This is a genomic window from Roseateles sp. SL47 (assembly GCF_026625885.1).
Classification (GTDB): Bacteria; Pseudomonadota; Gammaproteobacteria; order Burkholderiales; family Burkholderiaceae_C; genus Roseateles.
In genome coordinates, this window is record NZ_CP113068.1 from 4,140,226 (window position 1) to 4,158,767 (window position 18,542).

An 18,542-nucleotide genomic window follows, 5' to 3' on the forward strand; every position below is an offset into this window, starting at 1 on the left:
GCCCATCCGGCACCGGTCCATCGGCATATCGGCACACCGGACGACGACAAGAAGATTGGAGACAGACAGGTGGCAAGACTTTCGCTCAACAAGGTCGAGAAGACCTATCCGAACGGCTTCAAGGCGGTCCACGGGGTGGACCTGGAAGTGCGCGACGGGGAATTCATGGTGTTTGTGGGCCCATCGGGCTGTGCCAAGTCCACGCTGCTGCGCATGATTGCCGGCCTGGAAAGTATCACCGCCGGGGAGCTGCGCATTGGCGACCGGACCGTCAACAGCCTGGCGCCAAAGCAGCGCGGCATTGCGATGGTGTTCCAGAACTATGCGCTGTATCCCCACATGAAGGTCTACGACAACCTGGCCTTTGGTCTCAAGTTGGCCAAGACACCTGCCGACGAACTGGACCGCCGGGTGCGCCATGCCGCGCGGCTGCTGGAAATGGAGCATCTGCTGGACCGTTATCCGAAGCAGCTCTCTGGTGGCCAGGCCCAGCGGGTGGCGGTGGGGCGTGCCATTGTGAAGAAGCCGGAGGTCTTCCTCTTCGATGAGCCGCTGTCCAACCTGGATGCCAAGCTGCGTGCCGCCATGCGCGTGCGGCTGACCGAGCTGCATCGCACCCTGCGCGAAAGCGACCAACCGGCCACCACGGTCTATGTGACCCACGACCAGGTGGAGGCCATGACCATGGGCGAGCGTATCTGCGTGCTCAAGGATGGTGTCATCCAGCAGGTCGACACTCCGACGGCGCTGTATGAGCGTCCGGCCAATGCGTTTGTGGCGGGTTTCATTGGCTCGCCAGAAATGAACCTGCTGCCGGCCCGCCTGGAGGCGACGGACAATGGCCTGACGGTGCAGCTGGGCGGCTCCCGCCTGCGCCTGCCGGCCCAACGTGTGGCCGCGTTGGGCGGACTGGCCCACCGTGCGGATGGCGCGGTGCAACTGGGCCTGCGCCCGGAACACCTCACTCTTGCCCCGCGCCCGCAAGGCGACAGTGAGCCCCTGCAGGCACGGCTGCGTTTCACCGAGCACATGGGCTCCGAGGTGTATGTGCATGTCGAGCTGGGCGAGCTGGTCCTGACCGCCCGCATCCCCGCTGAGCAAGCCTTGCCGCTGCAGGGCCTGCAGCGGGGAGAGGCGGTGACGCTGCATGCACAGATGTCGGCGGCGCATCTGTTTGACGCCGACACCGGCATGAGCCTGCTCACATGAGCGCGACCCGTCGTCAATGGCTGGGCGCGGCGGCCGGTGCGGTCGCCGCCACCGGTGCGGGCCTTGCACTGGCCCCCGCCTTCCTGCGCGCCGAGGAGCCCCGTGTGCTGCGTTTTGCGTGGTGGGGCGGCGCGGGCCGCCACGAAGCCACGCTGAAGGCGCTGTCCCTGTTTGAACGCCGCTACGGTGTGCGGGTGAAAGCCGAATACATGGGCTTTAATGGCTATCTGGAGCGGCTGACCACCCAGATTGCCGGTGGCTCCGAGCCCGATGTGATGCAGATCAACTGGGCCTGGCTTGCCATGTTCAGCAAACGCGGCAATGGCTTTTTCGACCTTCGCCAGCAGGCCCGCCTGCTGGACCTGAGCCAGCTGGACGCCGAGGACCTGGCCTACGGCGATGTGAGCGGCAAGCTCAATGCACTGCCGGTCTCCTTCAGCGCGCGGGTGATGCTGTGGAACGAAGCGGCCTTCCAGCGCGCCGGCCTGGCGCTGCCCACCACCTGGGACGAGCTGTTTGCCACCGGTCCGGCTTTCCGCAAGGCGTTGGGCGAAGACGCCTACCCGCTGGACGGCGAGCTCTACGACATGATGCTGCTGGCCCAGGCGTGGGTGCAGCAGCGCCATGGCACGCCTTATGTCGACCCGCACGAGCCTCGGGTGGCCATGAGCGAGGCGGCGGCGCTGGATTGGGTGCGCACCTATCGGCGGCTGATCCAGGAGCATGTGGCCACGCCGCTGCCCCTGCGCGCCAGCCTCGGTGGCGCGGAAAAACCGACCGAACAGCAGCCCGACTGGGTGAACGGCCGCTGGGCCGGCAACTACACCTGGGATTCGGTCATCGGGCTGCGCTCGTCGACGCTGGACAAGCAGCAGCGCCTGACGCTGGGTGAGTTCCCCACCTTGCCCGGTGCGCTGGACAGCGGCATGTTTGGCCGCCCCACCGTGATGTATGCCGTCAGCCGCCATGCCGCCACACGCGGCCATGCGGAAGAAGCCACCCGCTTGGTGAATTTCCTGCTGACCGATCTGGAAGCCTCCTCGCTGCTGGGCCGCACCCGCGGCCTGCCGTCGGCCCGGGGGCCGTTTGAACAGCTGCGTCATGGCCCCGGCGTGCCGCCGCTGGAGCTGGCCGCCCATGAACAGATTCGCGAGCAGCGGCAGGCCGGGCGCCTGCGACGGCCGGCGCCGCTCTTTGAGCATGCACGGCTGCACAAGTTCATGCGCGAGGTGTTCGAGACCGTCGCCTACCGCAAGACCACCGACGAAGCCGCTGCGCGCCGTCTGGTGACCGAGGGCCAGGCCCTGTTGCAACGCATCAAGTGAACAGCGCGCACCATCGCGTGAAGACCGTATGAAAGCCAACGAACGTCAACTTCGCTTTGTCACCCGTCAGGACCCGGACACTGGCGCGCGCGTCACCCGGCTGACGCCGACCGACGTCACCTGCCATCGCAACTACTTCTATCAGAAGGCGTTCACCAATGATGGCAAGCGCCTGATCTTTGGGGCTGAATTCGGGCCGGGCAGCAGTTGGAACTACCACCTGCTGGACCTGGAATCCCAGGTGGCGACCCAGCTCACCGACCAGCCCGGCGAGAACACCTTCGGCGGCTTCCTCAGCCCGGATGACCGGCACCTCTACTTCGTGCGCGCCGAGCGTCAGCTGATCCGCCTGCAATTGGCCGACCTCAGCGAAGAGGTGGTCTACCGCGTGCCGGAAGCGTGGGTGGGTTATGGCACCTGGGTGGCCAATTCCGCGTGTACCCGTATGGTGGGCATCGAAATCGCCGCCAGCGACTGGTTCCCGCTGAGTGACTGGCAGAAGTTCCATCAGATGTTCCACGCCAAGCCGCGTTGCCGGCTGATCCGCATCGATCTGGCCACCGGCGAGCGCGAGGTGATTCTGGAACAGCAGGGCTGGCTGGGCCACCCGCAGTACCGCCCGTTTGACGATCAGACCGTGGCCTACTGCCATGAAGGGCCGCACGACCTGGTGGACGCCCGCATGTGGTTCATCAATGAAGACGGTACCCACATCCGCTGCGGCCGCCAGCAGGATCCCGGCGAAAGCTGCACCCATGAGTTCTGGGTGCCGGATGGCTCGGCCATGATCTATGTGTCCTACCTCAAGGGGCAGCGGGACCGCTGGATCTGCTCGCTGGACCCGGTCACGCTGGAATCGCGCCGCCTGATGCACATGCCGCCGTGTTCCCACTTGATGAGCAACCATGATGGCAGCCTGCTGATCGGAGACGGATGTGATTCACCGGCCGACGTGGCCGATGCCAGCAGCCATCAGATCAAGACCGACCCCTATCTGCATGTGTTCGACATGAAGGCCGGCACCGAGCGTCGCGTGGCCCGGCACGACAGCAGCTGGCGGGTCTACAAGGGCAACCGGCAGGTGACCCACCCGCATCCGTCGTTCACCCCGGATGAGCGCCAGGTGCTGTTCAGCGCGGATGCCGAGGGCGAGCCGGCGCTGTATCTGGCGGACTTGTGATGAGAACGGCGGGGCAGGGCGTGATGGCGAATGGCCGGACAAGCATGCGGAGGGTACTGGCCGGGGCGGCGCTGGTGGTGGGAGCGACCGCCGGGTCGGTGACAGTGTTCGCGCAGACGGGCGCTCGTCCGCAGTTGTCCGAGGCGGATGCTGCCGCGCTGACCCTGGAACGCTACCTGGGCGATTGGTCGCCCGCGCCGCTCGAAGACCCCTCGGGCCTGCGCCCGGACTTCATCGTGGCCGCCGACGGTAGTGGCACCCACCGCACCGTGCAGGCGGCCTTGGACGCCGTGCCGGCGGCCGGGCGTGAGCACCATCGCATCCACATTCTGGTGCGGCCCGGCACCTACCGGGAGGCCTTGTGTGTGCAGGGCAAGGCGCCCTTCCGCCTCTACGGCCTGGGCGACCCAAGTGCGGTCGTCATCGTCGAGGGACGCTACAACGGCCTGGTCCGCCCGATGCCATCCACCGCCACGGCGGCGGACCGGCAAGCCGCCTCGGAGCATGTCAGCCGCGTGGCCTTGCCGGAGGGGTGCCAGATTCCACTGGCGCCTCGTGGCGGCGCTGCGGCTTCTTCCAGCGCAGCCAGCAGCAGTGTCACCGGTACCGGCGCTGCCGCTCCGCCCCCCACCTACGGCACGCCGGGCAGTGCCAGCGTTACGCTGCTGACCGATGACGTGCAACTGCAGCGTCTCACCATCGCCAATGACGCGATGGAGGGTGTGCGCGCTGGAGTCGGATATCCCGAAGGGGCCAATGAACGGGGAGGGGCGCAGGCCGTGGCGCTGCTCACCAAGGGCGATCGGATCCAGCTGGAAGACGTGCGGCTGATCGGTCACCAGGACACCTTCGAGGCGGAACGCGTCAACGGCCGCTCCGGACGTGTGCTGGTGCGGCGTAGCGACATCCGGGGCGATGTCGACTTCATCTTCGGTGGCGCCACGCTGGTGATCGACAACAGCCTGATCGTCAGCCGCGCCGGCAGGCGCCAGCCGGGGCATGGGGGCCATGTCATCGCCCCCAGCACGACGCAGGACGAGCGCTACGGCATCCTGATCCAGCGCAGCCGCTGGCTGGCGGAACCGGGCGTTGCTCCGGCCAGCATCAGCCTGGGCCGTGCGTGGGACCGTGGCGTCCCCCCCGGCACCTGGCAACCCGGCGCTGCCGTGCCCAATGGCCAGGCGCTGCTGCGGGACAACCTGCTGGGGCCGCATCTGGCGCCCTGGTCGGCATCGACCTCACGTCGTCCGTTCAGCACCGAAGGAACGGCGGCCAACCGCATGGCGGAATTCCGCAACCAGGCGCTGCCGGTGGCCGCTTATGAAGGGCTGCCAGAGGGGGACGGCTGGGCCTCGGTCGATGGCGGCACGAAGGGGGGCGCGGGGGCGGCACCCGATGCGGTCCGCTGGGTGCGCACGCGGGCCGAGCTGGATGCGGCACTGGCGCTGGGCAACACCCCCAAGATCATCGCGCTGGCCGGTCGCATCGACCTGGCAGCGGATGCCGCCGGCCGCCGCCTGGGCATGGAGGCTTTCCAGGATCCCGCCTTTGACCTAAACGCCTTTGCCAAGGCCTATGACCCCGCCACCTGGGGGCGAGGGGCGCCGCGGGGGGCGCTGGAAGACGCCCGCCAACGCTCTGCCCGCCGGCAGGCCGCGCAGGTGGTGGTGCGCATCCCCTCCCACACCACGGTGATCGGCATCACCCCGGATGCCGGTTTTGACGGCGGCTCGCTCATGATGGAGCGCGTGCAGCAGGTGATTCTTCGCAACCTTCGCTTCTCCGATGCCTACGACTATTTCCCGGCCTGGGACCCGATGGACAACGGGCACGGGGAGTGGAACTCCGAATACGACACCGTGTCACTGCGGGATGCGCAGCACGTCTGGGTCGACCATTGCAGCTTCGACGATGGTCAGCGCCCGGACCGGGCGGAGCCGACGTTCCTGGGCCGCCCGCTGCAGCGCCATGATGGTCTGCTGGACATCACCCGCCAATCAGACCTGGTGACCGTGTCATGGAACGTGTTCCGCCAGCACGACAAGACCATGCTCATCGGCGGCAGCGACAAGCATCGCGACGATCGCGGGCGCCTGCGCGTGACGCTGCACCATAACCTCTGGGAGGCGGTGAAGGAGCGTACACCGCGCGTCCGTTTCGGTCAGGTGCATGTGGCCAACAACCTCTTCTCGGTGCGGGCGGATCAGCCGGAGGGCTATGCCTACTCTCTGGGCGTTGGCTTCGAGGCGCAGCTGCTGAGCGAAGCCAATGCCTGGGAATTGCCGGCGGATGTGCCACCGCGCCAGGTGGTGCGCTTTCTCAAGGGACAGCGCTTTGAAGACCATGGCTCGCTGGTGAACGCTCAGCCGGTGGACCTGGGGGCCGCGATCCAGGCGGCTGGTACCGGTAGCAGTGGGGCCGGCAGTACCGGAATTACCGGCAGTACCGGCACGCCGTCGGCCCTCAGCGGCCCCACGGTGTTGCCTGCCGGCTGGACCCCGCCGTACGCTTGGCGCCCAGCCCCGGCTTCCGACGTGGCCTCCCGTGTTCGCCAGGGCGCGGGCGCGGGTCGGCTGTGGTGAAATCCTCTCTTTGACCAGACACACCGCGCATGGATGACGATCTGAACGATGGCAAGCAGCAGCCCGAGTCGGTGGCGGCCGTACTCAAGGTGTTTGCCATCCTGCAAGCCTTGTCCGAGCGCAGCGACACCGGCATCTCTGAACTGTCCGTGCGCCTGGCCATGCCCAAGGCCACGGTCTATCGCTTCCTGCAGACGATGAAGACGCTGGGCTATGTGCGGCAGGAGTCGGACAGCGAGCGCTACGGCCTCGCCATGAAGACCTTTGAGCTGGGCGCCAAGGCGCTGCAGTATCCGGACCTGGTCGAGCTGTCCAAGCATCACATGCAGATGCTGGCGGATGCCACAGGCGAAACCGTCCACCTGGGCACCTTGATCGACAGCGAGATCATCTACGTGCACAAGGTGGATTCCCACCACATGCTGGGCATGTATTCGCGGGTGGGGCGCCGCGCGCCGCTGCATTGCACGGCCATCGGCAAGGTGTTGATGGCCTGGGAGCATCCGGACCGCCGCCAGCGCATCCTGGCCGGGGCCGAGTTCAAGCGGTTTCGCGACAAGACCATCACCGACCTGACGGATTTCCAGGTGGAGCTGGACCGCGTGAAAGCGCAGGGTTTCGGCGAGGACCGCGAGGAATTCGACGACCACATCCGTTGCCTGGGCGTGCCCATCTTCGACCGGCTGGGCCATCCGGTGGCCGGCATGAGCGTGAGCTTCCCGACCTTCCGGTATGACGATGCCAAGGCGCCGGAAGTCGTGACGATGCTGAAGGAAGCCAGCCGCGACATCTCCGCGCGGCTGGGCTGCATCAAGTTCCCGCTGGACGAGAAGGCGTAAGCGAAGCCGGCTCAGGCCCCTGCGGGGGGTGTTGTCCCCGTGGGCGATGTCCCGGTGGTGATGCCGGGCGCGGTTGTGCCCACCGCCTTCAATGCCGCCACCACACGCGCATGCGCTTCCACCAGTTCGGGAGCGCTGTCGAAGTGCCGCAGGTAGCGCACCATGAACGCCTCCTGGCTGTCGCGGCTCAACGCCAGCAGTTCACGCATCCGCTGGGCCACGGGCAGCGGGGTCAGGTCTGCATCGCCCTTGCCATCGATGGCTTCGTCCAGCATGACGATCAGGCGGCTCAGTGGGTCCAGCCAGCGCATGTCCTCGGAATAGGCCATCACCTGCAGGAAATCTCCGGGCCCCTGCGTGCCGTGTAGCTTTTCGTAGTCGCGCCGCTCCAGGGCGACCAGGGTGCGGTGCAGATCCAGCAGGGCGGTGCGGAGATGGCGGCAGGTGTCGAAGGCCATGATGTGAGCGGAAAGGCTTGTAAAGCCGCCAGCGTAGCGCCCACCGGCCAGAGGCACCAAAGGGAGATGCAGCGACTCTCCCACATGGGGGAGGGCCCGGCACGGGCAAACCCGATAACGCCAAGTTATTGCGACAAGCTCCCAACCATCTCCTGGCGATGGCACCCCGTCGCTAGAGTTTTCTCAGCGCCTCAGACGCGCGAACTCAACCAGAACCAGGAGACACCCGATGAAGCGATTTCAAGCGCGCCACGCCGCGCCAGCCCTGTCCGTCCTGATGGCCCTGATGCTGGCCACCGGCGCCCTGGCGGGCAGTGGTCGTCACGATGCCGACAGTGATGCTGCCGACGACAGCGCACTGACCTTCGACGCCTCCAACTACACCCGTGTGGGTGTCACCATCGACGGCACCTATGTCCCGGTGCGTTGGTACAAGAACGTCTGCTACGTCAAACAGCCGGTGTTGATGGCCACCACGCAGACCGGCCTGGGGGGCGCCACCCAGGTGATCGACAACCCGCAATGCGGCTATCAGAACCTCAACATCTTTGTCCCCGAGGCCTCGCTGAACGACCCGAAGACCGCTCTCTATCTCGCGGTCAACAACGGGGGCTGGATGGCCAGCTACCAGCGAGCCAGCGTGACCGACGGAGCCACCCTGGACAGCAGCACCAGCAATGTGGGGGCAGCGTTGAAGGCGGGCTATGTCTATGTCGACGTGGCCACCCGAGGACGCAACGTGGTGGCCGCCGATGCCACCTATCCGGGCCGCTCGCCCGCCGTGGTGGTGGACGCCAAAGCCGCCGTGCGCTATCTCAGGCTGAATGACGCCCGCATGCCGGGCAGCGCCGAGCGCATTGTGGTGAACGGCACCAGCGGCGGTGGCGGCCTGGTGTCGATCCTGGGCGCTTCCGGCAACAGCCCGGACTATCTGCCGTATCTCGCGGCCATCGGCGCTGCCGGCATCGACAAGCGCGGCCGCAGCACCCTGCGCGACGACGTGCTGGCCGTCGTGGCCTACTGCCCCATCACCGACCTGGGCCATGCTGATCTGGCGTACGAATGGCTCTTTACCGCGCTGAATTCACGCGCGTTGGCAGGCACCAGCAATGCCAACCCCACGGCCAGCGCCGAATTGGCGTCGAGATTTCCCGCCTATCAGCGCAGCCTGGGGCTGCGCAATGCCGATGGGCAGCGACTGACGGCAGACAACATGCTCGCCACCATTCAGGCCGAGGTGATCCGGTCGGCCGAGACGGCGATGCGGGCCGGCACGACGCTGCCGAAGCTCGGCGAGAGTTTCACCGTCAGTGGCATGGGAGGCAGCAAGACCTACGTCAACGATTGGATGGACGTGGACACCACCACGCAGCGGGTGCTGTCGCTGGACATGACCCGCTACCTGGCCTTCGTCGCCACGCAGGCCACGCTCAAACCGACCCCGGCGTTTGATCAGTCCGGCTTGAGTGTGCTCACCAATCCCGCAGGTGAATCCAATCTGTTTGGCACACCGACCCAGCTGTATTCCAACTTCACCGACTACAGCTGGAACCACAACGACAAGACGGATGGTGTGGGTTTGGATGAGACCGGCCTGACCTGGACCCAGTTCCTGCGGCAGCCGGGCACCCGGGTGGATGAGCAGATCCGTCTGATCGATCCGCTGGCCTTCATCGGCAGCCAGGCGGACACCTCACCGTATTGGTATGTGCGTCATGGCACGCGGGACCGCGATACGGCCTTCACCGTCTCCATCAACCTCAGCCGCGCCCTGGCGGCAGACCGCAAGGTGGCAGATGTGAATTACCGTCTCGCCTGGAACCAGCCCCATGCTGGCAACTATGACGTACCCGAAGCCATGGCCTGGGTCGCCACCGTGCTGAAGGCGGCCGAGCGTCGCGGCCGCTGAGGTCAGAACGCTTCCAGCAAATGAGCCACCCATGCCTGCAGCGCGGCCGTGGATTGCTTCTCTCGATGCACCACCAGATGGCACTGGCGCAGCAGGCGGGGCAGGGGGGTGTTTAAACGGCAGAGGCGACCGGCGTCCAGCGCCTCCTGCACCGCCCAGGTCGACAGGCAGGCCACGCCGAGGCCCGCTGCAGCGGCATGCTTGATGGCCTCGGAGCTGCCCAGCTCGATGCAGCGTCGGTAGCTGCTCAGATGCGGCAACAAGGCCTGATCGGTCGACTCCCGGGTGCCGGACCCGGGTTCCCGCAGCAGCCAGACTTCCTCCCGCAGATCCCGCAACGGGATGCGTTCACCGGCGAGGCAGCGCTGCGCCAGTGCGCTGGATGAGGCCACCACCACCACCATTTCATCCTTGAGCCAGGGCGTGACCGCCAGCACTGACTGGTGGCTCGGCCCTTCAATCAGGCCCACATCCAGGTCGAAAGCGGCGACCGCATCGCAGATGGCGGCGGTATTGCCAATCACCACCCGGGACCGCCAGGCCTTGGCCTGACGTGGAGGCTGCGCTTCCAGAAATCGGGCCAGCAGCTCTGGCAGGACATAGTTGCCCAGCGTGGTGCTGGCGCCGATGCGCAGCGACTGCAACTGGTCACCCGCCTCGCAGGCCATCTGCTCGATGCCGGTGGCAGCGTCCAGCATCGCCAGGGCGCGGGGCAGCAGCGCCCGGCCGTTGTCATTGAGCAGCAGCCGCTTGCCCGAGCGGTCGAAGAGACGCAGCGACAACATCCGCTCCAGTTCGTTCACGGCCGAGCTGGTGGCGGATTGCGACAAGGCAATGGCCTCGCTGGCGGCTGTGGTGCTGCCGCTGTTGGCCACTGCCACGAAGATCTGGAGCTGACGGAGTGTGAGGCGGAGGACGTCCATGGCGTGCTCGGGCGATGGGGACCACCCCATTATCGATTCTTATAACGATTGGGTAGATCGATATTACATAAACAACCTGTTGGACCGGCAGATGACGGATCCCTACAGTCCGCTCCGTGCGTGGCCCAGTGGTAGCGGCCTCGACAGTCTCGGGTGTTTCCATGTCGTCTTCTGTCAGTGCCCCCGCGTGGCCTCGTTTTCTGCAGTTCCGGGAGGCGCTCAGGCGTCTGGGGCCCGGGCTGGTGGTGTGTCTGGTGCTGGCCAGCCTGGCGCTGAGCCTGGCCCGCCTTCCCTGGCTGCAGGCGCATGGGCTGAGTGCGCTGACCTTGTCCATCGTGCTGGGCATGCTGGCGGGCCACAGTGTGTATCCGTCGCTGGCCGCTGCGGCCGAACCAGGGGTGCAATTCACTCGGCAGACGCTGCTGCGCTTGGGCATCGTGTTGTATGGGCTGAAGCTCACGGTGCAGGATATTGGGCAGATGGGGCTGGCCGGCGTGACGACCGATGCCTTGGTGGTGGCGTCCACGCTGATGCTGGGCGCTTGGGCCGGCCGGCGGTGGTTGAAGCTGGATCGAGAGCAGGCGCTGCTGATCAGTGCGGGAAGTGCCATCTGCGGCGCAGCAGCAGTGATGGCAACGGCACCGGCGGTCCAGGCGCGTGACCATCAGGTGGCGCCCGCCATTGCCACGGTGGTGGTGTTTGGAACACTGGCGATGTTTCTGTATCCGTGGATGTTTGCCCTGAATCAGTCGCTGCAATGGATACCGGGGGGCGCCCACGGATTTGGGCTCTACACGGGTGCCACGATCCATGAGGTGGCGCAGGTGGTGGTGGCCGGCCGTGGCATGAGTCCGGAGGCAACTGATGCGGCGGTGATGGCGAAGATGGTGCGGGTGATGATGTTGGCGCCGGTGCTGCTGGCGCTGGGTGTGGTCCTGTCTCGGCGAGACCGCAAGGCGGCTTCTTTGGGGGCTTCCGTGGGGGCGGTGCAGGGTGCTTCGCCGAAGTCGTTTGGCATCAACGTGCCCTGGTTTGCCTTTGCCTTCATGGGTGTCGTGCTGCTGCATTCGTGGCTGCCGGTTCCTGCTGCGGCCGCTGGTGACCTCTCCCGGCTGGACGACCTGCTGCTGGCCATGGCGATGGCCGGTCTGGGCTTGGGCACTCAGCTCAGCGCTGTCCGGCGGTCCGGCCCCAGGCCCCTGTGGCTGGCACTGCTGCTCTTTGTGTGGCTGGTGGTGGGCGGGGCCGCCATCAGCCGGATGACGAGCTGGCTGTTCATGTGACCGTGATCGAGTCGCCAAGGCGTCGCACTCCACTGACCGGCCGGACCCTGGCCTGAACCTGGGCAATCACCGTCTCAGATGGCCTCCGTTCTCTGTGTTTGCTGCCATGTTGGCCCTTGTGTTTGCCCCAATGTTTGCGCTTATCTCAGTCTCGGCTCAGTCTCGGTCGTAGGCCCTGAACCTGAACGCAGCAACTCGTCCAGCGACATTCCCAAGTGGCATTGCAGGAAGTCGGACCATTGCGCCATGATGCTTTCCAGCGCAATGCGCTCGCCATCAGCATGAGGCTGCGGCCCGCCATGAGGCGTTGCCGCCCGCAGTGAACTCGCCGCCGACGGATCGGTGCGAACAGGGCCCCACCACAAGGTCAGCGCATGGGCAGTGCTGGCCTTGTTGATCTGCGCGGCACGAATCGCAAAGCCGATGGGTTCACCAGCGTTGGAGGCCACGATCAGGGCGCCACTCATCGGTGCCGGGAAGTGCTGCTGATCGAGCGACAGCAGATGCTCGTGCAGCGGCTCGCTGGCTTGCCTCGCCGGGAAGAGGATGTCGTGACGGTAGGCCGCATCCTGCGCGGGTGTACCGACCCCATCGCGGCAGAACACCAGATGCAAGGGGTCTCCGCGGCGGAGTCGCTCCAGCAGCGCCCGCTCACGCACTTGCTGCGCTTCCAGCCGTGTGGCGTCGCCGTGTGTGCGAAACGGCGTGGCGCGCTCCGGCGTGATGATGACTTCCGGGCCTTCCAGACATGCCTCCATGGCCCACTGCACACCGGCCACGGCCTGGCGGCGTTGCCGATCACCTTCCGGAATCTGCACATGTCCGGATTGGCCCAGCTCGATGAGCAGGCGCCTGGCGGCTTCGCGTTCGTCGTGGGCCAGGTGAGGCGCATGCTGAAGCCGATGGCATGCTGCGGAAATCACTTGCGCGGCGCTGCCGGGCGATGAAAACGCCGATGCGTGAGACGTCGCTTCAGCCGGCTCAGAGCCCCGCCGAGTGGAGACGTCCGTAGACGCCTGCGGCGTCAGCAGGGAGGTCGGGGGGGAACTGGATAAGGGCCACATGGCGGTCAGTGGGACCGCAGGCGGAGTCAGTGCGATGCACCCCAGCGGGATTTGACATCGTCGACCACCGGCACCAGGGCCAGGGTCGCCAGCACCACCGCCATGGGCACTGTGGAGATATAGCCTAGACGCTGGAAGCCATAGGCGCCCAACAGCCCACCGACGAGGAAGCAGCAAAGCAGGCCGGCCAGCATCGCGAGCCGGTCGCGGTTGGCACGCACGGGCGCCATTTCCGCTTCCCCACGGTTGATGTAGACCAGCTTGCCCAATTCGATGCCCATGTCGGTCACGATGCCCGTCATGTGGGTGGTGCGGATCACCGCGTTGGACACCTTGGTGATGACGGCGTTCTGCAGCCCCATGATGTAGCAGAGCAGGGCCACGGTGAGGGGAATGAACAAGGCTTCGTTATGGGCCAGCCGCGCGCCCAGCAGACCGAACACCAGGATCAGCACCGCTTCCAGCAGGAGCGCGATGGCGAATTCACTGCGCAGGCGCGCACGCCGCGCGAAGTTGACGAGCAAAGCGCAGGTCATCGCCCCCAGCACAAAGGCAAGCACACCCGCGATGGCATCGACCACCAGGGCCCATTCCCCCAGCACCAGGTTGTCCGCCACTGACGAGACCGCTCCGGTGACATGCGAGGTGTATTGCCGCACCGCCAGAAACCCGCCCGCATTCAGTGCCCCAGCCACGGCCGCCAGCAGCAGGCCCAGGTGTCGATCCGCCCGTTGGGTGCGATCGGGGCCGGTCAGTTGGCGGGCAAAGGCAACGGGCATGGGAACTCAGGCCGACAGCAGCAGGGCAGAACCAAGGGAGTGTTGAGCATAGCGCGCTGCGTGGCCCACGACGGACGCTTCGTGTGCATCCAGATTCCCACAGTGCTGTTGCATGCATGGGGAGAAGCGAAACTGGATGGAGGTGTGGAGAGGGAGGGGTGCCTAATAAAGCAGAATAAAACTGTGATGTTCTTGTTTAATAGACAATTGAGCAGGAGAAAATGCCTATCAAAGTAGAATTCGCGAAAGTTGTTCTACTATAGAAGGTATGAACACCATCCCAGAAGTCTCTGCTGAGCTTCGGCGTGTGCTGAAGCAGAGCGGTCGCACCGGCCAGTCCCTGCGCGAGGCGGCGGGATTGTCCCGGCAGACCTTTAGCAACGTCATGGGCGGCACCTCCGACTTCAAGCTCAGCACCTTGCTGGCCTTGGCCGACCGGCTCGGGCTGGAACTCTTGTTGTTGCCCAAAGGCGCCGCAAGGGGCTTGCAGAGCAGCGATGCCACCCCCCCGGTGGTGGAAACCGTGGTCGACCTGGCCCGCAAGCGTGCCGCGGGGCCGGGTGGACAAGGGCAGGAGCCATGAACGTCAAGGGCCTCACCATCTACCTGGGCCAGCGGCGCCTGGGGGTGCTCTTCCAATATCCGCTCTCGCATGACCACACGGTGCATCGCTTTGTGGCGGATGACGATTTCCTGAGCGACCCACGGCAACCCATCCTGTCGCTGTCCTTTCGAGCGGGTGATCCGCAGGCGCAGGCCGCCTTCTGGAAAGCCACTGCGGCAGCGCCCCTGAACGGCACGCTCTCCAAGGACCCGCAACGCGGCTGGCTGCTGCCGGCCTTCTTCCAAAACCTTCTGCCGGAAGGGCCGCTTCGCAGCCGTATCGCCGACATGCGTGGCTGCAGCCCTGACGACCACTTTGAACTGCTCGCCGCCACCGGCAAGGACTTGCCCGGCGACGTCCACGCCATGCCGGCCGAACTGGACCGCAGCCAGTTGGAACGGCTGATCACTCAGAACAATGATGCGCTGGAAATGTCAGTGGTGGCCGCGCCGATGGACGACGCCATTTCCGTCTCCGGTGTGCAGGCCAAGCTCGCAGTGCTGCGGGACCAGGGCGGTCGATTTGTGGCCCGCACCAAGCTGGCCGATGACACCGGCGCCCGGCATGTGATTGCCAAGCTGCCAGTGGCCGAATTCCCGTCACTGCCGGAACTGGAGGACCTGTCCCTGCGCATGGCCAACGCGGCCGGTGTGCAGGTGGTGGAAGCCGAACTGGCGCCACTGGCTCTGCTGGCGGAAGAGCATCACTACGACCTGGGCGACGTGAATTCACGTACCCGCTTCCTCGCGGTCTACCGCTACGACCGCGATGCCGCCACGCCCACACGGCGGATCCACTGCGAGGACTTTGCCCAGATCCTCGGTGTGCAGCCGGAAGACAAGTACAGCCAGGACTACCTCACGATTGCCGCCGTGATGATGGCCACCCCCAGCCTGGGCGAAGCGGCCGTGCATGAACTGCTGCGGCGGATCCTGGTGAGCGACCTGATGGGCAACCCCGACATGCATCTGAAAAACATCGGGATTCGCTACACCGATCCGCAGGCGCCGGACCTTCCACCCGCGTATGACCTGGTGGCCTATGCCGCCTATCCCATCGGCATCAAAGGCCGCGCGCTGCGCTTGATGCCAGCCAGAGCGGCGGCGGCGGGGGGCAGCTCGAAAAACGACGTCGACCCCAAGGCCGCGTTGAGCCCGGTGGTGGTGCGTGACTTCTGCGCCCGTCTGGGTCTGCCCGAGAAGCCGGCCTGGGCCACCCTGCGCCGCTGCGCACAACGGGCGTTTGACGCCTGGCCCGCCTTGATTCGCGACGCAGACATCACCAACAAGATGAAGCAACGTCTGCTGGCCCGGCTGGCCCTGTTCACGCCCTGACGGGCCGCCGGCGGCGATGCGACGCCGCCGACAGGACCCGATCACAGTGCGGTCAGAACGGGAACCTCGCCGCTCAGCGCACCACCAGGGCCGTGGGCGTGGTGCCCGTGGTCACGGTGGACAGGAAGGTGAGGGCGCAGGCCGATCCGACGGTGTAGGCGGTGAGGGTGCCTTCGCCGCCGTTGGTGGCATAGACGTGGGTACCGTCCGGGGACACGGCCACTGCACTCACATTGGCACCCGCGCCGATGGTGGCGGCGGACAGCGGCGTCATCAGGCCGCTGGTGATGATGTACTGAGACAGCGTTGCATCCCCGGTGTTGGCCACATAAGCGCAGTTGCCAGCCGGTGTCAGGGCGATGGCCGAGGGCGACGTGCCGGCACTCACGCTGGCCGGTGAAGACGCCGTCAACGCCCCGGTGCTGCCGATGGTGTACTGAGCCACCTTGCCGGTGCCCTTGAGCGTGACGTAGAGATATTTGCTGTCCGGGCTCACCGCCAGGGCCTGCGGTTGGGTGCCGCTGCCGGTGCTCACCGTGGCCGTGCTCAGCGCGGTGAGGGCGCCGCTGGAGCCGACCGAGAACTGGGAGAGGGTGTTGTCGCCCTGGTTGCTCACGTAGGCAAAGCTGCCGTTGGGCGTCACCACCACCGCCATCGGTGTGCTGCCGGTGCTGACCTTGGGCGTGCTCAGTGCCGACAAGGTGCCATTGCTGTTGATGGCGAACTGCGACACTGACTTGTCCGAATAGTTGGCCACGTAGACCGTGCTGTTGCCTGGGCTCACTGCAATACCCCGGCTGTCCGCCACGGCCGAGCCGGTGCCCAGGGACGTGAGGGCGCCGGTGCTGGAGACGCTGAAGGCGCTCACCGTGCCGTTCTCGCGATAGGACGCAAAGGCGTACTTGCCGTCTGAGGTGACCGCCAGGCCGGCGGGCTGCAGGCTGCCGGTGCTGGTGGTGGCGCTGCTGGTCAGTGCGCCGGTGCTGGCCACGGTGAAGGCGGTGACGTTGGCGCTGGAAGCATTGGCACTCAGGGCCAGGTAGTTGCGGCAGGTGGCCACCACGTTGGTGATGTTGCTGCTGGCCGTGCCGCTGGCATTGCTCAGCGAGCAGGTCTGGCCCACCGGCTGGGAGCTGATGGTGACCGTGTAGCTGCCGCTCACCGTGGTGGTGAAGGCAAAGCTGGAGGCATTGGCGGCCACGCTGATGGTTTCGCTGCCATTGGAGAGCACCAGACCGCTGGTGGTGAGGCCGCTGACCGACCCGCTCACCGTATAGGCCCCATCATCGCCACCGCCACAAGCGCTCAGGGCGGCTGCGGCGGCGATGGCTGTCAGCGCCTTGACGGCCTTGGCGGCAGTGGTTGCCGACCGCCCCAAAGGCGCACGGCGGGAAGCACAAGAAGCGGAGGCAGAGCGGATGGCAGTGGGCATGAGGCAGAAACCGGAAGAAGAATGGGTCGGAGTCTAGCCAGCACACACCTGCTGGATCCGCTTAACTGGGGTGTCATTTCAGTGGGATTTACATTGTGTCAGTGGGTGTGTCGTGTGTGTTGCCGTAGCGTTTCCGGATGACTTCGATCTTCATTCCCTACTTCTTGGGATGCGGCGCCATCGAACCGTTCACTACAGTGCAAGGACCCATGGGAGATGCCCATCCACCCATGACGGTCCCGTCGCTCACCACCCCTCCGGGCCACCGCCGCCACCGCCGCCACCTCCAGGAGCTCCACATGCCGCTGCAATCTTTGTGGTCCCGAACCCCTCATCGGACTTCGGCCCCACAGGCTCCTGCGAACGGGACCTTCGAGGCAAGGGCGCTGGCTGCAACGCCGACGCCCCATTCTTTTGCTGCGCTGGCACTGCCTCTATTCACCCTGTTCACCGTTTTGACTGCCACCCCGGGCCACGCCGCACAGCCCTTGCCGGCACTGCCACTGGAATCGGGCCTCACCGTCTCCGGCCTGTCCTCCGGCGCCTTCATGGCCGCGCAATATGCCGTGGCCTTCTCCCGGGACGTGACCGGCGTGGGCGTGGTCGCCGGTGGCCCATGGGATTGCGCCCAGGGGCGGATTGACCTGGCCACCACCAATTGTTCCTGCGTGACGGACGTCTGTTTGCCGACCACCCCCTCGGTCCTGGCCACCCAGAGCGCATTGCGAGCGAGCGGAAGGGCCTCGATCGACCTCATCGACCCTTTGGACCAGTTGAAGAAGCAGCGCGTGTGGCTGTTCCGTGGCCAGAAGGACCACACCGTGCCGCCCGGCAATGTGCAGGCCGTGGGGCTGTTCTACAAGGACCACATGCACGTCAGTGCCGCGCAGATCAAAAGCATCGACAAACCCGGCGCGGGCCACGGCCTGCCCGTGGTGGATGTGCCGTCCGCCGTGGCCTGCGGCCTGTCCGAGCCTCCCTACCTGACCGACTGCCAACTGGATGCCGCCGGGGAACTGCTGACCTGGCTCTACCCAGGGCGCACCACACTGGGCACGGCCAGCGATGGCGAACTGCGCGAGTTTGACCAGCGTCCGTATCTGCAAGGGCTTCCCTACACCGGGCTGTCGGAAACCGGTTATGTCTACATCCCCAACGCCTGCCGCCCGCCTTCATCCGGGTCATCCGGGTCATCGGGAACATTGAGCACGTCGGGCGTGTCGTCATCAGCCCCAGCGTCAGCGTCAGCCTGCGCCGTCCATGTGGTCTTCCACGGCTGCCGCCAGTCCCGTGACAGCCTCACCCCGGAGGGGACACCAGTTGGCAGCAGCTTCGTCACCAACGCTGGCTACAACCGCTGGGCGGCGGGCAGCCGTCTGGTGGTGCTGTATCCGCAGGTGCTTCCGCTGGACACTGGCAATCCACTGGTGGGTTACCGCTACAACCCTCGCGGCTGCTGGGATTTCTGGGGCTACACCCAGGTGTTCCCGTCCACCTCGCTGCAGACCACCAAGCATGCCCCGCAGATGCTCGCCGTGCGCGCCATGGTCGACGCGCTGCGTGGCCCGGAGGGGATGTCACGCAGGTAGACGGCGGCCGGCTCAACCCGCCAGACTTCAAC

The 18,542-nt window shown here is 66.0% G+C and carries 15 protein-coding genes; 10 read left to right on the forward strand and 5 right to left on the reverse strand.

Going from position 1 to position 18,542, the window contains the following annotated elements; genetic code table 11:
- The first annotated feature begins 69 nt into the window (after positions 1-69).
- From OU995_RS18160 to kdgR, 5 genes are read left to right on the forward strand one after another with little or no spacing between them, the layout of a single operon-like run.
- Positions 70-1,209, forward strand: a complete 1,140-nt coding sequence (locus tag OU995_RS18160) for an ABC transporter ATP-binding protein (RefSeq protein WP_267831420.1) — start codon at positions 70-72, stop codon at positions 1,207-1,209.
- Positions 1,206-2,534, forward strand: a complete 1,329-nt coding sequence (locus OU995_RS18165) for an ABC transporter substrate-binding protein (protein WP_267831421.1) — start codon at positions 1,206-1,208, stop codon at positions 2,532-2,534. Before OU995_RS18160 ends, OU995_RS18165 begins: the two co-directional genes overlap by 4 nt.
- Positions 2,535-2,562: 28 nt before the next feature.
- Entirely contained in the window at positions 2,563-3,714 is a 1,152-nt protein-coding gene (locus OU995_RS18170) for an oligogalacturonate lyase family protein (RefSeq protein WP_267831422.1), read from the forward strand.
- 44 nt (positions 3,715-3,758) lie between these two features.
- On the forward strand, positions 3,759-6,296 hold the full coding sequence (locus tag OU995_RS18175) for a pectinesterase family protein (RefSeq protein ID WP_267831423.1): 2,538 nt from the start codon (positions 3,759-3,761) through the stop codon (positions 6,294-6,296).
- 29 nt (positions 6,297-6,325) lie between these two features.
- Positions 6,326-7,135: a DNA-binding transcriptional regulator KdgR gene (gene kdgR, locus OU995_RS18180; protein ID WP_267831425.1), complete on the forward strand. Its 810-nt coding sequence runs from the start codon at positions 6,326-6,328 to the stop codon at positions 7,133-7,135.
- 11 nt (positions 7,136-7,146) lie between these two features.
- Here the strand turns inward: kdgR and OU995_RS18185 are convergent, their stop codons facing one another.
- Positions 7,147-7,593, reverse strand: a complete 447-nt coding sequence (locus OU995_RS18185; protein WP_267831426.1) for a hypothetical protein — start codon at positions 7,591-7,593, stop codon at positions 7,147-7,149.
- A 229-nt stretch (positions 7,594-7,822) separates the two neighbouring features.
- Between OU995_RS18185 and OU995_RS18190 the strand changes: the two genes are divergently transcribed.
- Positions 7,823-9,502, forward strand: coding sequence for a subtype B tannase (locus tag OU995_RS18190; RefSeq protein WP_267831427.1), 1,680 nt, complete (start codon positions 7,823-7,825; stop codon positions 9,500-9,502).
- A gap of 2 nt (positions 9,503-9,504) precedes the next feature.
- Here OU995_RS18190 and OU995_RS18195 read toward each other — a convergent pair whose 3' ends face one another.
- Entirely contained in the window at positions 9,505-10,425 is a 921-nt protein-coding gene (locus tag OU995_RS18195) for a LysR family transcriptional regulator (protein WP_267831428.1), read from the reverse strand.
- Between the two features lie 161 nt (positions 10,426-10,586).
- Here OU995_RS18195 and OU995_RS18200 point away from each other — a divergent pair, with 161 nt between their 5' ends.
- Positions 10,587-11,708: a YeiH family protein gene (locus OU995_RS18200; protein WP_267831429.1), complete on the forward strand. Its 1,122-nt coding sequence runs from the start codon at positions 10,587-10,589 to the stop codon at positions 11,706-11,708.
- Positions 11,709-11,848: 140 nt separating this feature from the next.
- Here OU995_RS18200 and OU995_RS18205 read toward each other — a convergent pair whose 3' ends face one another.
- Positions 11,849-12,631, reverse strand: a complete 783-nt coding sequence (locus OU995_RS18205) for a hypothetical protein (protein WP_267831430.1) — start codon at positions 12,629-12,631, stop codon at positions 11,849-11,851.
- A gap of 167 nt (positions 12,632-12,798) precedes the next feature.
- Positions 12,799-13,551 (reverse strand): YoaK family protein, encoded by a 753-nt coding sequence (locus OU995_RS18210; RefSeq protein ID WP_267831431.1) that lies wholly within the window; start codon positions 13,549-13,551, stop codon positions 12,799-12,801.
- 268 nt (positions 13,552-13,819) lie between these two features.
- On the opposite strand from OU995_RS18210, the gene OU995_RS18215 reads away from it, so the two are divergent.
- Both OU995_RS18215 and OU995_RS18220 read left to right on the forward strand, forming a co-directional pair.
- Positions 13,820-14,134: a helix-turn-helix domain-containing protein gene (locus OU995_RS18215; protein WP_267831432.1), complete on the forward strand. Its 315-nt coding sequence runs from the start codon at positions 13,820-13,822 to the stop codon at positions 14,132-14,134.
- Positions 14,131-15,489, forward strand: coding sequence for a type II toxin-antitoxin system HipA family toxin (locus OU995_RS18220; protein WP_267831433.1), 1,359 nt, complete (start codon positions 14,131-14,133; stop codon positions 15,487-15,489). The genes OU995_RS18215 and OU995_RS18220 overlap by 4 nt, the downstream gene beginning before the upstream one ends.
- Before the next feature lie 73 nt (positions 15,490-15,562).
- Here the strand turns inward: OU995_RS18220 and OU995_RS18225 are convergent, their stop codons facing one another.
- Complete coding sequence (locus tag OU995_RS18225; protein ID WP_267831434.1) at positions 15,563-16,921, reverse strand: lactonase family protein; 1,359 nt, start codon at positions 16,919-16,921, stop codon at positions 15,563-15,565.
- A gap of 455 nt (positions 16,922-17,376) precedes the next feature.
- Between OU995_RS18225 and OU995_RS18230 the strand changes: the two genes are divergently transcribed.
- A complete protein-coding gene (locus tag OU995_RS18230) occupies positions 17,377-18,510 on the forward strand; it encodes a hypothetical protein (protein WP_267831435.1) in 1,134 nt (377 codons plus the stop codon).
- Positions 18,511-18,542 lie beyond the last annotated feature (32 nt).